Origin of the sequence: Streptomyces afghaniensis (assembly GCF_044327915.1) — a bacterium.
GTDB lineage: Bacteria > Actinomycetota > Actinomycetes > Streptomycetales > Streptomycetaceae > Streptomyces > Streptomyces afghaniensis.
In genome coordinates, this window is sequence record NZ_JBIRGJ010000010.1 from 405,748 (window position 1) to 419,926 (window position 14,179).

Consider the following 14,179-nt stretch of genomic DNA (forward strand, 5'->3'; position numbering starts at 1 on the left):
AAGGTGACCCGTGGACCTCAAGACCGCCACCGCCATCCGCCGCCTCCGCCTGGTCTCGGCCCCCGAGGCGATCTCCTTCCTGCTCCTGCTCGTCTGCTCGGTGCTGAAGCGGACCACGGACTTCAACGCCGTGCCGGTGATGGGCATGGTGCACGGTGTCCTGTTCATCCTGTACGTGATCTTCTGGGCCGACGCGTGGAACCGGACGAAGTGGTCGGTGAAGACCGCCGCCCTGTACTTCGTGCTCTCGGTACTGCCGACCGGTGGGTTCTTCGCGGAGCGCAAGCTGCGGCGTGAGGCCGAGGACGCGGTCATCGCGTCCCGGGCGCGCCAGGAAGGAGCGGTGAAGGCATGATCGTCGCCTTCTCCGTGACGCCCCTGGGCGTCGGCGAGGACGTGGGGGAGTACGTCGCCGACGCGGTGCGGGTGGTGCGGGAGTCCGGGCTGCCCAACCGTACGGACGCGATGTTTACCTCCGTTGAAGGAGAGTGGGACGAGGTCATGGACGTCGTCAGGCGCGCCGTCGCCGCCGTCGAGCGGCGGGCTCCGCGTGTGTCCCTCGTCCTCAAGGCGGACATCCGCCCCGGAGTGACGGACGGGCTCACCTCCAAGGTGGAGACGGTGGAGCGGAACCTCGCCGAGTAGGCCGCACAGGACCACAGCCCCGGCTCTTCATGGGCCGGGGCTTCGTCGTGTCATGGCGAGGCACAAACGCGCCCCGCGCACCGGGCAGTTCCCTCTGATGACCCGTGCGGCTCGCGGAGTCCGACGCCCCGACCCACGATGAGGGCTCAGGGCCGACCGCCGTCCCCCTGCTGGACACGGCGGCCGCCGTCTGCCCAGCGAAGGAAGGGCCTGCCGGTGAACACTTCGACGTATACGTCCCAGTCGGCGTTCGACGGCTCCAGGCTGCGCGTCATCCTGCTCGTCGATCTCCACGAAGGCGCCCAGCAACGGTTCCTCGACGCGTACGAGCACATGCGCAACCGGGTCGCGTCGGTTCCCGGTCACCTCGGTGACCAGCTGTGCCAGTCCGTGGAGAACCCGTCCCAGTGGCTCATCACCAGCGAATGGGCGACCGCGCCGCCGTATCTCGCCTGGGTGAACAGTGAGGAGCACCTCGAGACCGTCAGGCCCATGCAGGACTGCGTCCGGGACATCCGGTCGCTGCGCTACAACGTCGTCCGGGAGACCGGGCGTGCCCTCGCGCCCGCCGCCGGGACCGCTGACGGGGTCCAGGCCCCCGTGCGGGTGGGCGACGGAGTCACGCGCCATGCGCTGACGTTCACCGTCAAGCCCGGCTCCGAGTCGAAGGTCGCGGACATCCTCGCCGGATACGCGCCGCCCCAGGCCCGCGCCGACGACTCCACCCGACTGCGCCGGACGACGCTGTTCATGCACGGCAACCGAGTCGTACGCACCGTCGAGGTGGAGGGCGATCTGCAGACGGCGCTGCGCCACGTCTCGCGTCAGCCGGAGGTGCGGGCCGTCGAGGAAGCCCTCAATCCGCACCTGGAACAGAGCCGGGACCTGGCCGACCCCGCGTCGGCACGGGCCTTCTTCATCCGCGCGGCCATGCCGGCCGTCCACCATGTGGCGCGCGGCGGACCGGAGCCGGCCGGCCTGCGCCGCCACGCCCTGTACTACCCGGCCCGTGCGGGCTGCGGGATGGTACTGGCGCGGCTGCTCGCCCAGCAGGACGAGACCGCCGCGGCCGACCCCGCCGGCCCCGTGCACCGCAGCACCGTCTTCCACCGGGACGACCTGGTCGTCCGTCTCATCGACACGCGGGATCCCGAGACCGATCCGGTCAGGGCGCTCGGCATGCACGGCCCGAGGAAGGCCGCCGTGCTGGCCCGCCTGCTGGACGGCGCCGCACTCGGTGTCGAAGGGCCCCTCTCCGACGAGCGGGACGCCACCCGCCTTCTGGCGCACTCCGACATGACGCTGATCACCGATCGCAGGGCTGCCGGGACCTGACAGTCCGTGAACGACACCCGCCCCTGGACAACACCCCCACAGACCCACCTGGAGACGGACCATGGACAAGACGCGCCCGCGCATCGTGGACCTCAGCGAGACCGAGCCCAACCGCAAGCGTGGCGGCGACCTGCGCACCCTGCTCACGCCCCTCACGGTGGGTTCCACGAGCGGGTTCATGGGCCTGGCCATCATGCAGCCGGGTGAACGCATCAGCGAGCACTACCACCCGTACTCGGAGGAGTTCGTCTACGTCGTCCAGGGCGAGCTGGAAGTGGACCTGGACGACGTGACCCACCCGATCCGCGCCGACCAGGGCCTCATGGTCCCCATCGGCATGCGGCACCGCTTCCGCAACGTCGGTGCCGCCGAAGCGCGGATGGTCTTCCACCTCGGTCCGCTGGCTCCGAAGCCGAGCATGGGGCACGTCGACACGGAGGCCCTGGAGGGGAACGCGAGCGGCGAAACGTACCCGGCCGTGCAGGAGGACGGCGCGCGGCCCGAGCGACGCGGGGTGCCCTCGTGACCCGGCGGGTGGCGGTCACCGGCATCGGTGTCGTCGCCCCGGGCGGTATCGGGGTGCCGGCCTTCTGGGACCTCCTCTCCAGCGGCCGGACCGCGACGCGCGGCATCACACTGTTCGATCCCGAGGGGCTGCGGTCACGCATCGCGGCCGAGTGCGACTTCGACCCGCTCGCGCACGGGCTCGATCCCGGCCTCGTCGAACGCGCCGACCGGTACATACAGTTCGCCCTCGTCGCCGCGGCGGAGGCGGTGACCGACTGCGGCATCGACTTCGGCGCCGAGGACCCGTGGCGCGTGGCCGTCTCGCTCGGCAGCGCCGTGGGCGGCACGACCCGCCTGGAGCACGACTACGTCCTGGTCAGCGAACGAGGGCAGCGCTGGGACGTCGACCACCGCGCCGCCGGCCCGCAGCTGCACCGGGCCTTCTCGCCCAGCACCCTGGCGTCCGACGTCGCCGAGTACTTCGGGGCCCAGGGGCCGGTGCAGACCGTGTCGACCGGCTGCACCTCCGGACTCGACGCGGTGGGCTACGGCTTCCACACGATCGAGGACGGCCGCGCCGACGTCTGCATCGCCGGAGCGTCCGACTCCCCCATCTCCCCGATCACCATGGCCTGCTTCGACGCCATCAGGGCGACCTCGCCGAACAACGACGACCCGGCGCACGCCTCCCGGCCCTTCGACGCCCACCGCGACGGATTCGTCATGGGGGAGGGCTCCGCCGTGCTCGTCCTGGAGGAGCTCGAACACGCCCGGGCCCGCGGCGCGCACGTCTACTGCGAGATCCGCGGTTACGCCACCTTCGGCAACGCGTACCACATGACCGGACTGACCAGCGAGGGCCTGGAGATGGCCAGGGCCATCGACACCGCGCTCGGGCAGGCCCGGCTGGACGCCTCACTCATCGACTACGTCAACGCGCACGGGTCGGGCACCCGCCAGAACGACCGTCACGAGACCGCCGCGGTCAAGCGGTCCCTGGGCGAGCACGCCTATGAGACGCCCATGAGTTCGATCAAGTCCATGGTGGGCCACTCGCTCGGTGCGATCGGCGCGATCGAGGTCGTCGCCTGCGTGCTGGCCCTGGCCCACCAGGTGGTCCCGCCGACGGCGAACTACGAGACCCCGGACCCCGAGTGCGACCTGGACTACGTACCGCGCACCGCCCGCCCGCGCAAGCTCGCCAACGTGCTGTCCGTCGGCAGCGGTTTCGGCGGGTTCCAGTCCGCAGTGCTCCTGACAGGGCAGGCCGGGAGGAAACGATGAGTGCTCAGCCGAACCGCCGCACAGCCATCACGGGGATCGGTGTGGTGGCGCCCAACGGACTGCAGACGGAGACCTACTGGAAGTCCGTCCAGGAGGGCCTGTCCGTACTCGACCGGATCACCCGGGAGGGATGCGGGCACCTTCCGCTCCGTGTCGCCGGCGAGGTCCGGGGATTCGATCCGACGGCACTCATCGAGGAGACCTTCCTCGTCCAGACCGACCGCTTCAGCCACTTCGCGATGGCCGCCGCCAGTGCCGCCCTGAAGGACGCGGGACTGAGCGACGCGGCCGCCGACTCCCCGTACTCCGTCGGTGTGGTTACCGCTGCCGGATCCGGTGGTGGTGAATTCGGCCAGCGGGAGCTGCAGAAGCTGTGGGGCCAGGGGTCCCGCTTCGTCGGTCCCTACCAGTCCATCGCCTGGTTCTACGCGGCCAGCACGGGCCAGATATCGATCCGCAGCGGCTTCAAGGGCCCCTGCGGCGTGGTGGCGAGCGACGAGGCCGGCGGGCTGGACGCCGTCGCGCACGCCGCCCGCACCGTGGGCCGGGGGACCGACGTGGTCGTGGCCGGGGCGGCCGAAGCGCCGCTCGCTCCGTACTCGATGGTCTGCCAGCTCGGATACCCGGAACTCAGCACGGTCGAGGATCCGGCGCGGGCCTACCGCCCCTTCACCTCCGCGGCCTGCGGCTTCGTCCCGGCCGAGGGCGGTGCCGTGCTGATCGTCGAGGACCTGGACCGCGCGCGCCGACGCGGCGCGGACGTCCGCGCCACCGTGGCGGGCCACGCGGCCACGTTCACCGGTGCCTCGCGCTGGGACCGCTCACGGGAGGGACTCGCCCGTGCCGTCCGCGGTGCCCTCGACGAGGCCGGCTGCGCACCGGAGGAGATCGACGTGGTCTTCGCCGACGCCATGGGTGTCCCCGAGGCGGACCGCGCCGAGGCCCTCGCCCTCGCCGACGCCCTGGGCCCGCACGGCACCCGCGTGCCCGTCACGGCTCCCAAGACCGGCATCGGGCGGTCCTACTGCGGGGCGCCCCTGCTGGACGTCGCGGCCGCGGTGATGGCCATGGAGCAAGGGCTGATCCCGCCCACGCCCAACGTCTTCGACATCTGCCACGACATCGACCTGGTGACGACGGCGGCGCGCCCGGCCGAGCTGAGCACGGCCCTGGTCCTCAGCCGTGGACTCATGGGCTCCAACGCGGCGCTGGTACTGCGCCGCGACCCGGGACCGGCCGCCCGGTGAAGCCCACCGCACCCGTACGCACCCGTACGACAAGGAGAACGCGCATGAACAGTGAAGTGACCCTGGAAGAGCTGGCCGCGCTGATGAAGAAGGCCGCCGGTGTCACCGTCGACCCGCACGACCTCGAAGCCCGCGTGGACACCCCCTTCGCCGAGTTCGGGCTGGACTCGCTGGGCCTGCTCGGCATCGTGGGCGAGCTGGAGAACCGGCACGCCCGGGCGCTTCCCACCGACGCGGAGAAGTGCAAGACCCCCCGCGACTTCCTCGACCTCGTCAACAGCACGCTCACGGCAGGAGCCTGACATGGCAGGACACACCGAGAACGAGATCACCATCGCCGCACCCCTCGACCTCGTCTGGGACATGACCAACGACATCGAGAGATGGCCGCAGCTGTTCAGCGAGTACGCGGCCGCCGACGTGCTGTCCCGGCAGGGCGACACGGTGACCTTCCGCCTGACCATGCACCCGGACGAGAACGGCAAGGTGTGGAGCTGGGTGTCGGAACGGACCACCGACCGCGACAAGCTCACCGTCACGGCCCGCCGGGTCGAACCCGGCCCGTTCGAGTACATGAACATCCGGTGGGAGTACGAGGAGGCCCCCGACGGCACCCGGATGCGCTGGACCCAGGACTTCGCCATGAGGCCGGACGCGCCGGTCGACGACGCCGGGATGACGGACATCATCAACCGCAACTCGCCCGTCCAGATGGCCCTCATCCGCGACCGCATCGAGCAGGCCGCCGACGAGCGGCGGACCTCCCCCGTCACGCCCGCCTGAACGGCGCCGCCGCGTAAGGAGACCTCATGCACCACGCCCTGATCGTCGCCCGGATGGCCCCGCACGCCGCTCCGGACATCGCCGAGGTCTTCGCGGCCTCCGACCGCGGCGACCTGCCCCGCCTCGTCGGGGTGACCCAGCGTTCCCTCTTCCAGTTCGGCGATGTGTACATGCACTTCATCGAGGCCGAGCAGGACCCGGGCCCCGCCATCGCGCGCGTGGCCGGGCACCCCGAGTTCCGCGACATCAGCAGCAAGCTCGAGGCGTACGTCAGCCCGTACGACCCGCAGACCTGGCGCAGTCCGAAGGACGCGATGGCGCAGTGCTTCTACCACTGGGAGAGAGACACGGCCCCGGCCGCCCGGTGACGCCCGGGAGAGACGACAAGGCCGCCGCCCGTGAGGGCGGCGGCCTTGTCTCGTGCGTGCGGCCGGGAGCTCAGGACGAGCGGGCCAGGGCCGGCAGCAGACGCAGGGCGTTGTCCCGGTTGATGCCCCTGAGCTGCTCCGGTGAGACGAAGGGATCGGAGTCCAGGGCGGGTACCGCGATGTCGGCGACGACCTGGGCGGGGGTGGGTGGCCAGTCCGTGCCGAAGAGGACGCGGCCGGGATCCACCGTGGCCAGCAGCGTGGGCGTGGCGGAGGGAGACATGGGGCCCGCCGTGTCGAAGTAGAACCGGTGCAGGTAGTCACGGACCCGGCCCGGCTCGATCCCGGGGGTGAGGTGCCCGCCGAAGAGTTCCAGCCGAGTGGCCATGTACGGCAGGAAGCCTCCTCCGTGGGGGAGGACGAAGCTGAGGTTCGGATAGCGGTCCAGGGTGCCGTTCCGGATCAGGTTGATGGCCGCGCGCGTGGTGTCCATGAGGAAGTCGCACACGAAGGGCGGCATCCCCGGCAGTCCGGCACCGCCGTCCTTTCCGGCCGGCACTTCCATGGGGTGCGTGCTGATGACGGCGGACCGCTCGTTCAGTTCCTGCAGCAGGCGGTCGTGGGAGGCGTCACCGAGGTAGACACCGTCCATGCTCGTTCTCGTGCTCACCCCGACGGCCCCGAGTTCGTCGAGACCGTAGCGGAGGCTCCACTGTGAGAGTTCGAGGTCGTCCAGGAAGACGGGAGTGAAGAAGGCGAAGCGCGCGGGACGGTCCTCGACGACATCGGCCGCCGCCCGCAGGGCGATCCGTGCGCTCTCCTGGCGCTCCGCACGCTCACGGAACCGTCCGAGCATCGCGACGGTCATCACGGCGGTGCTGATGCCCGCCTTGTCCATGACCTCCACAGCCGCGTCCAGGTCCCAGCGTGTCCACCAGGGCAGCCGCTCGCGCTGGACCACACCGCGTTCTTCCGCCCAGTCCAGCCAGGCGGGCGCGGTGAAATGGTGGTGGACGTCCACTCGGCCCGCTACGGGGCCGTCTTCGAATGTCATCGGCATGTCCTCGGCGTGGTCGGTTCGGTGGGGTGCTCAGTTGCGGCAGAGCACGGTCCGCAGCACGTCCGTCAGCACACGACCGGCGGACGGCAGGTGGGTGGGCGCGCGCCAGGCGACGAAACCGTCCGGACGTACGAGGACGGCACCGTCGTCGGCGGTGCCGTGCAGCGCCGCCCAGTCGGCATCCGGCTCGGGAACAAGGTCGTGGTCAGGGCCGTCTCCCACGAGATACACCTCGACCGGAACGCCCAGATTCTTGCCGGCCTGCTCCGCCGCGCGGCGCCACCGGTGGCCATCGGCCCCGGCGAGCAGGACGAAGGAACGCTCGTACAGATCGAGAGTGGAGATCCTGGCGCCTGCGGACCTGACCCACATATGGGGTGCGCGGCTTCCCGGCTCCCCGTCGATCAGGAAGGTCTCCGGGACGACAGGCCGCTCAGGGGATGCGCCCACCACGGCGTTCGAGGCGTACCGGTAGCAGAGCGCGACCGTCATGAGGTCCGCCGCGTCGTTGTTGCGTCCCGCTGCCGGGCGGAACGCGGGGTGCTGCTCCTCGGTGGCCTGCCGGGAGGCGCGTGCGCTCGTCGTGACAGCGACAGGCCGTCGTTCGCACTCGTAGGTGTCGAGCAGCGGCAGGCCGGCCCAGCCGCGCAGTACCGCGGCGAGTTTCCAGGCGAGGTTGTGGGCGTCCTGGATCCCGGTGTTGGAGCCGAACGCCCCGTTGGGCGGCATTTCATGAGCAGAGTCACCGGCCAGAAAGACCCGGCCCTGCCCATAGCTGTCCGCGACTCGCTTGGAAGCGTGCCAGGGCGCTTTCCCCGTGATCTCGACATCAATGTCCGGAACACCGACAGCCGCGCGAATATGTGCCGCGCAGCGCTCGTTCCCGAAGTCCTCCAGGGTTTCGCCCCGATCAGGGGACCAAGGGATATGAATGACCCACCGCTCTTCGTTGTCCACGGGCAGCAGGGCGCCTTCCCCCTGCGGATCCGTGGTGTAACAGACGATGAAGCGCTTCGGCCCGACGTATTCCTTGAGGGTCTTGCTGCGGAACGTGACACTGACGTTGTGAAACAGGGCACCGGGACCGGACTGGCCGATTCCCAGCTGTTTGCGAACGGGGCTTCTCGGGCCATCGGCCGCCACCAGGAAATCGGCTTTCACGGAATGGGTCTCGCCGGTGTCCCGGCGCATGACCTGCGCCAGGACTCCCTCTTCGTCCTGCGTGAAGGAGAGCAGCTCCGTGCCGAAGCGGATGTCCCCGCCCTGGCGGGCGCGGTTCAGCAGGACCGGCTCCAGATCGTTCTGGCTGCACAGGCACCAGTTCGAGGAGCTGACCCGGGAGACGTCCATGCCTGCGGCGACGTCCCGGACGATCCAGCGGCGCTGGTCCCCGACGAGGGTGTCCACCTGGAGAACGCCGTCGTTCCCGGCGAGAGCGAAGGCGGCCTCCCGCACGCCTTGCTCGAGTCCCGCGGTCCGGAAGATCTCCATGGTGCGCACGTTGTTCCCGCGGCCGCGTGGGTGTGTCGATGTGTCGGCATGCCTCTCCACGAGCATGTGCTCGATTCCGAGACGCCCCAGGAACACAGAGGTGGAAAGCCCCACCAGGGATCCGCCTACGATGAGAACTGGTACAGATTCCACTCCGCGTCCGCTCACTGGTTTCCTCGTCCTCCGGCGACTGCCCAGCCCGGAAACGGTGGACTGGCCCGTCCCTGATGTTTACCAAGCAGGACTTACGCGCGCGATCCGGGGCGCCCCGGGGGTACGCCGGCCGGGTAACCGGAGCAATTCCGCGGACATCCGGCGGCGCGGACTCATATGGCCCAGCAGCGTTTGCGGCACAGCGCCGCCCGGGAAATCGTGTGACCGACCGACGGAACTCTCGACCCCCGGGACCAGCCATGACGCAAGCGTTCGCATCCGAGGAAATGTCGTCCGAAGAGGCCGCCGCCGCGGCCTCGGCATGCAGCCGGGAGTTTCGCGCCAACCCCCATCCCGTTTACGCCGCGCTCAGGGCGACAGCCCCCGTATGCACGCTGAAGCCCCCGCACGGGGTCGACACGTATCTCATCACCCGGTACGACGACGCCCGTGCCGCCCTGGCCGATCCTCGGCTGAGCAAGGACATGTACGGCGCCATCGACGCCTATCACCGGATCTTCGGCGACTCGTCGATCGCCCTGGACGACAACATGCTCTTCTCGGACCCTCCCAAGCACACGAGGCTCCGCAGGATCGTCGGCACCACCTTCACCCCCAAGAGGGTGGAATCGCTGCGGCCGAAGGTCCAGAAGATCACCGACGAACTGCTGGACCGCTGCCCGGCGTCGGAGCCCGTGAACCTCCTCCAGGAGTTCTGCTTCCCGCTGCCGCTGCACGTGATCTGTGAGCTCCTCGGCGTGCCGGAGAACGAACGCAGGCAAGCCCAGGAGTGGTCCGCCACCGTCGCCCAGACCGGCTTCGGGCCGGAGGCGAGGAAGGCGCTGGAACTGGCCGAGGGCAACCTGCGCGACTATCTGGTGGACCTGATCGCGCGGAAGCGGAAGGAGCCGGACGGAGCTCTGCTCAGCGCACTCGTCACGGCGCAGGACGAGGACGGCGCGCTCACCGACCACGAGCTCGTCTCCACCGCGTGGGTGCTGCTCTTCGCGGGCCACAAGTCGACCGCGTACCAGATCGGCAACGCCGTCCACCACCTGCTCAGCCGGCCGGAGCAGAAGCGCCTGGCATTCCGCGACCCGGAGGCGACGGCCGCGGCCGTCGAGGAGATCTTCCGGTTCGAGACCTCCGTGGAGAACTCGACGTTCCGCTACGCGACGGAAGACATCAAGATGCGCGACACGCTCATCCCCAAGGGTGCGCTCGTGCAGATCTCGCTCACGGCGGCCAACCGGGACCCGGAGATGTTCCCCGACCCGGACCGCATGGACGTCGAGCGTCCGAACGTCCAGGCGACACACCTCGCATTCGGCCTCGGCCCGCACTACTGCATCGGCGCGCCGCTGGCACGTCTGGAGATGCAGATCGCCCTCACCACGCTCTTCGGACGCCACCCCGAGATGGCCCTGGTCGGTGAGCCGGAGAACGTGCGCTGGCTGACCGTGCCGTTCCCCGCCTTCCGCGGGCTCGCGGAACTCCCCGTCGTCCTCGACCCGTCGTGACGGGGCGGGCTGCGGCACCGGCGCGGGTGCGAGTGGTTCGCCTGCTGCACGTCCGGGAGGGGAGGGAAGCGGATTTCGTGGACGCCTACCAAGGCGTACGCGACGGCGCCATGCGGTCTCCCGGGCATCTGCGCGAACAGCTCTGCCGCTCCGTGGACGATCCCGGTCGATGGCTGCTCACCAGTGAGTGGGAGAGCCTCGAAGCCATCAAGCGGTGGCGCACCGACCCCGAGCACACCACTCTGGTCGGGCCGATGAACGCCTGTCTGCACGACGACCGGTGGACCGGGGTCTTCGAGATCATGCCCGAGAGCGCGGGTGACCGAAGGCCGAGACAGGGCTGACCATCATGTGACCGGCCGGTAAGGTCGGGTTCGTGCCGAAGCCGCTCAGTCTCTCCTTCGATCCGATCGCGCGCGCCGACGAACGCTGGAAGCAGCGCTGGGGAAACGTGCCGTCCATGGCCGCGATCACCTCGATCATGCGCGCCCAGCAGATCCTCCTCGCCGAGGTCGACGCGGTGGTCAAGCCGTACGGGCTGACGTTCGCGCGCTACGAGGCGCTGGTGCTGCTCACCTTCTCCAAGTCGGGCGAGCTGCCGATGTCGAAGATCGGCGAGCGGCTCATGGTGCATCCCACGTCCGTGACGAACACCGTGGACCGGCTCGTGAAGTCGGGTCTCGTCGACAAGCGGCCCAACCCCAACGACGGACGCGGCACCCTCGCCAGCATCACCGGCAAGGGCCGTGAGGTGGTCGAGGCGGCCACCCGCGACCTGATGGCGATGGACTTCGGGCTCGGGGTGTACGACGCGGAGGAGTGCGCAGAGATCTTCGCGATGCTGCGGCCGCTGCGGATCGCCGCGGGGGACTTCGAGGAGGGGTGACCCGGGCCAAGATCTCCCGGAACGGGTGGTTACGCTCGACGGCATGAAAAAGAGCGTGCTGACCCGCTACCGCGTGATGGCCTATGTCACCGGTGTGCTGCTGGTCCTGCTGACCCTCGGCGTCATCGCCAAGTACCTGCTCGAGATGGACGGTGCCGCCGACTTCACGCGCGTCGTCGGCATCGCGCACGGCTGGCTGTACGTCGTGTACCTGATCTTCGCCTTCGACCTGGGCTCCAAGGCGAAGTGGCCGGTGGGCAAGCAGCTGTGGGTGCTGCTCGCCGGGACCATCCCGACGGCCGCGTTCTTCGTGGAGCGCAAGATCAGCCACGAGCTCGAGGCCAGGGTCGCGGAGGACTCGCCCGCGACCGCCAAGGCGTAACCGCACCGCCGTACGGACGAACGTACGGCGGTCTGCCATCGACATTTACTTGGACGTCCTAGTAAATTCGATGGTATGGACGCTGACGCCATAGAGGAAGGCCGCCGTCGCTGGCAGGCCCGGTACGACTCCGCGCGCAAGCGCGAAGCCGACTTCAGCACGCTCTCCGGAGATCCCGTGGAGCCGGTGTACGGGCCCCGGCCCGGCGACAGGTACGACGGGTTCGAGCGGATCGGCTGGCCCGGGGAGTACCCCTTCACCCGCGGCCTGTACGCGACCGGCTACCGAGGGCGTACGTGGACCATCCGGCAGTTCGCCGGGTTCGGCAACGCCGAGCAGACCAACGAGCGCTACAAGATGATCCTCCGCAACGGCGGAGGCGGGCTCTCGGTCGCCTTCGACATGCCGACGCTCATGGGCCGCGACTCCGACGACCCGCGCTCGCTGGGCGAGGTCGGGCACTGCGGTGTCGCGATCGACTCGGCGGCCGACATGGAGGTCCTGTTCAAGGACATCCCGCTGGGTGACGTCACGACGTCCATGACCATCAGCGGTCCGGCCGTGCCCGTCTTCTGCATGTACCTGGTCGCCGCCGAGCGGCAGGGCGTCGACACCTCCGTCCTGAACGGCACGCTCCAGACGGACATCTTCAAGGAGTACATCGCCCAGAAGGAGTGGCTCTTCCAGCCGGAGCCGCATCTGCGGCTCATCGGCGACCTGATGGAGCACTGCGCGGCCGGCATCCCCGCCTACAAGCCGCTGTCGGTCTCCGGCTACCACATCCGGGAGGCCGGGGCGACGGCCGCGCAGGAGCTGGCCTACACCCTGGCGGACGGCTTCGGGTACGTGGAGCTGGGGCTGTCGCGCGGGCTGGACGTCGACGTCTTCGCCCCCGGTCTGTCCTTCTTCTTCGACGCGCACGTCGACTTCTTCGAGGAGATCGCGAAGTTCCGGGCGGCCCGGCGGATCTGGGCCCGCTGGATGCGGGACGTGTACGGGGCGAAGTCCGAGAAGGCCCAGTGGCTGCGCTTCCACACTCAGACCGCGGGTGTCTCCCTCACCGCTCAGCAGCCGTACAACAACGTCGTACGGACGGCCGTGGAGGCGCTGGCGGCCGTGCTCGGCGGGACGAACTCGCTGCACACCAACGCCCTCGACGAGACCCTCGCGCTGCCCAGCGAGCAGGCGGCGGAGATCGCGCTGCGGACGCAGCAGGTGCTGATGGAGGAGACCGGGGTCGCCAACGTGGCCGACCCGCTGGGCGGTTCCTGGTACGTCGAGCAGCTCACGGACCGGATCGAGGCCGACGCCGAGAAGATCTTCGAGCAGATAAGGGAGCGGGGACTGCGGGCGCACCCCGACGGGCAGCACCCGATCGGGCCCATCACCTCCGGGATCCTGCGCGGCATCGAGGACGGCTGGTTCACCGGGGAGATCGCGGAGTCGGCGTTCCGGTACCAGCAGGCGCTGGAGAAGGGCGACAAGAAGGTCGTCGGGGTGAACGTCCACACCGGGTCGGTGACCGGGGATCTGGAGATCCTGCGGGTCAGCCACGAGGTGGAGCGGGAGCAGGTCCGGGTGCTCGCGGAGCGGAAGGCCGGGCGTGACGACGCGCGGGTCCGTGCGGCGCTCGACGGCATGATCGCCGCGGCGCGGTCGGACGCGAACATGATCGAGCCGATGCTGGAGGCGGTACGGGCCGAGGCGACGCTCGGCGAGATCTGCGGGGTGCTGCGGGACGAGTGGGGGGTGTACACGGAGCCTGCCGGCTTCTGAGCCCCGCGTCAGCCCGCCGGGCCCCCGCGCACCGAGGGGCGGGCCGACGCTCAGCCGGCGGCCGGGTGCGCGGCTTCTCCCGCCAGCCCCCTGAGCAGCACCTGGGTGAAGCCGCGGACCCACTCCTCGTCCACCGGCTCCCCGCTCACCAGCGTGCGGTGGACCACCGCTCCCGCCACCATGTCGAAGATCAGGTCCGCTGTGCGGGACGCGGTGCCGGGGTCCGGCTCGGGCGGGAGTTCGCCCCTGGCCTGGGCCCGGGATCTGCCCTCCAGGACCAGGCGCTTCTGGCGGTCGACGACCGACTCGCGGATGCGTTCGCGCAGGGCGTCGTCGCGGGTGGCCTCCGCGACCACCGCCATCAGGCCGCTCTTCGCCTCCGGGCGGGCCAGGATGGCGGCGAACTGGAGGACGACGCCCTCGATGTCCGCGGCCAGTGAGCCGCTGTCGGGGAGCTCCAGTTCGTCGAAGAGTTCCGCTACCGCGTCGACGACCAGTTCGTTCTTGCCGGACCAGCGGCGGTACAGCGTCGTCTTCGCAACCCCGGCGCGTGTCGCCACGTCTCCCAAGGTGAGCTTGGACCAGCCCAGTTCGACCAGCGCCGCCCGCGTCGCGGCCAGGATCGCGGCGTCCGCCGTGGCGCTGCGCGGGCGCCCGGTGCGGCTGGCTGGGCTGCGGCTGTGCATGTCATGACCATAAACCGGCGGTTCCCGTGCGGCCGTGAGGGAGATCACCGGGGGGT

The 14,179-nt window shown here is 70.0% G+C and carries 17 protein-coding genes; 14 read left to right on the forward strand and 3 right to left on the reverse strand.

Annotated features, from left to right (window positions below):
- Nucleotides 1–10 precede the first annotated feature (10 nt).
- From ACH4G3_RS36240 to ACH4G3_RS36280, 9 genes are all read left to right on the forward strand, one after another.
- Nucleotides 11–355: a DUF3817 domain-containing protein gene (locus ACH4G3_RS36240; protein ID WP_020276103.1), complete on the forward strand. Its 345-nt coding sequence runs from the start codon at nucleotides 11–13 to the stop codon at nucleotides 353–355.
- Nucleotides 352–645, forward strand: a complete 294-nt coding sequence (locus ACH4G3_RS36245) for an MTH1187 family thiamine-binding protein (RefSeq protein WP_397628438.1) — start codon at nucleotides 352–354, stop codon at nucleotides 643–645. Before ACH4G3_RS36240 ends, ACH4G3_RS36245 begins: the two co-directional genes overlap by 4 nt.
- Nucleotides 646–861: 216 nt before the next feature.
- On the forward strand, nucleotides 862–1,980 hold the full coding sequence (locus tag ACH4G3_RS36250; protein ID WP_397628439.1) for a SchA/CurD-like domain-containing protein: 1,119 nt from the start codon (nucleotides 862–864) through the stop codon (nucleotides 1,978–1,980).
- Between the two features lie 61 nt (nucleotides 1,981–2,041).
- Nucleotides 2,042–2,506, forward strand: coding sequence for a cupin domain-containing protein (locus ACH4G3_RS36255; RefSeq protein WP_397628440.1), 465 nt, complete (start codon nucleotides 2,042–2,044; stop codon nucleotides 2,504–2,506).
- A complete protein-coding gene (locus ACH4G3_RS36260; RefSeq protein WP_397628441.1) occupies nucleotides 2,503–3,771 on the forward strand; it encodes a beta-ketoacyl-[acyl-carrier-protein] synthase family protein in 1,269 nt (422 codons plus the stop codon). The genes ACH4G3_RS36255 and ACH4G3_RS36260 overlap by 4 nt, the downstream gene beginning before the upstream one ends.
- A complete protein-coding gene (locus ACH4G3_RS36265; protein WP_397628442.1) occupies nucleotides 3,768–5,018 on the forward strand; it encodes a ketosynthase chain-length factor in 1,251 nt (416 codons plus the stop codon). Before ACH4G3_RS36260 ends, ACH4G3_RS36265 begins: the two co-directional genes overlap by 4 nt.
- 44 nt (nucleotides 5,019–5,062) lie before the next feature.
- Complete coding sequence (locus ACH4G3_RS36270; RefSeq protein WP_059418081.1) at nucleotides 5,063–5,320, forward strand: acyl carrier protein; 258 nt, start codon at nucleotides 5,063–5,065, stop codon at nucleotides 5,318–5,320.
- Between the two features lies 1 nt (nucleotide 5,321).
- Nucleotides 5,322–5,801, forward strand: coding sequence for an SRPBCC family protein (locus tag ACH4G3_RS36275; RefSeq protein ID WP_397628443.1), 480 nt, complete (start codon nucleotides 5,322–5,324; stop codon nucleotides 5,799–5,801).
- 26 nt (nucleotides 5,802–5,827) lie between these two features.
- Nucleotides 5,828–6,169, forward strand: a complete 342-nt coding sequence (locus tag ACH4G3_RS36280; protein WP_397628444.1) for a TcmI family type II polyketide cyclase — start codon at nucleotides 5,828–5,830, stop codon at nucleotides 6,167–6,169.
- A gap of 70 nt (nucleotides 6,170–6,239) precedes the next feature.
- Here ACH4G3_RS36280 and ACH4G3_RS36285 read toward each other — a convergent pair whose 3' ends face one another.
- Nucleotides 6,240–7,223, reverse strand: a complete 984-nt coding sequence (locus ACH4G3_RS36285; protein WP_397628445.1) for an amidohydrolase family protein — start codon at nucleotides 7,221–7,223, stop codon at nucleotides 6,240–6,242.
- Between the two features lie 36 nt (nucleotides 7,224–7,259).
- Nucleotides 7,260–8,888 carry an FAD-dependent oxidoreductase gene (locus tag ACH4G3_RS36290; protein WP_397628446.1) on the reverse strand — a complete coding sequence of 543 codons (1,629 nt, stop codon included), beginning with the start codon at nucleotides 8,886–8,888 and terminating at the stop codon, nucleotides 7,260–7,262.
- A 245-nt stretch (nucleotides 8,889–9,133) separates the two neighbouring features.
- Between ACH4G3_RS36290 and ACH4G3_RS36295 the strand changes: the two genes are divergently transcribed.
- From ACH4G3_RS36295 to ACH4G3_RS36315, 5 genes are all read left to right on the forward strand, one after another.
- The gene (locus ACH4G3_RS36295; protein WP_397628447.1) at nucleotides 9,134–10,393 is read left to right on the forward strand and encodes a cytochrome P450 family protein; all 1,260 of its coding nucleotides are present in this window, start codon (nucleotides 9,134–9,136) and stop codon (nucleotides 10,391–10,393) included.
- A gap of 32 nt (nucleotides 10,394–10,425) precedes the next feature.
- Nucleotides 10,426–10,737 (forward strand): antibiotic biosynthesis monooxygenase family protein, encoded by a 312-nt coding sequence (locus ACH4G3_RS36300; protein WP_397628485.1) that lies wholly within the window; start codon nucleotides 10,426–10,428, stop codon nucleotides 10,735–10,737.
- A 32-nt stretch (nucleotides 10,738–10,769) separates the two neighbouring features.
- Nucleotides 10,770–11,279: a MarR family winged helix-turn-helix transcriptional regulator gene (locus ACH4G3_RS36305; protein ID WP_193502891.1), complete on the forward strand. Its 510-nt coding sequence runs from the start codon at nucleotides 10,770–10,772 to the stop codon at nucleotides 11,277–11,279.
- Between the two features lie 43 nt (nucleotides 11,280–11,322).
- Entirely contained in the window at nucleotides 11,323–11,661 is a 339-nt protein-coding gene (locus ACH4G3_RS36310) for a DUF3817 domain-containing protein (protein ID WP_397628448.1), read from the forward strand.
- 75 nt (nucleotides 11,662–11,736) lie between these two features.
- Nucleotides 11,737–13,437: a coenzyme B12-dependent isobutyryl-CoA mutase large subunit gene (locus ACH4G3_RS36315; protein WP_397628449.1), complete on the forward strand. Its 1,701-nt coding sequence runs from the start codon at nucleotides 11,737–11,739 to the stop codon at nucleotides 13,435–13,437.
- 50 nt (nucleotides 13,438–13,487) lie between these two features.
- Here ACH4G3_RS36315 and ACH4G3_RS36320 read toward each other — a convergent pair whose 3' ends face one another.
- Complete coding sequence (locus ACH4G3_RS36320) at nucleotides 13,488–14,123, reverse strand: TetR/AcrR family transcriptional regulator (protein WP_397628450.1); 636 nt, start codon at nucleotides 14,121–14,123, stop codon at nucleotides 13,488–13,490.
- Nucleotides 14,124–14,179: the final 56 nt, after the last annotated feature.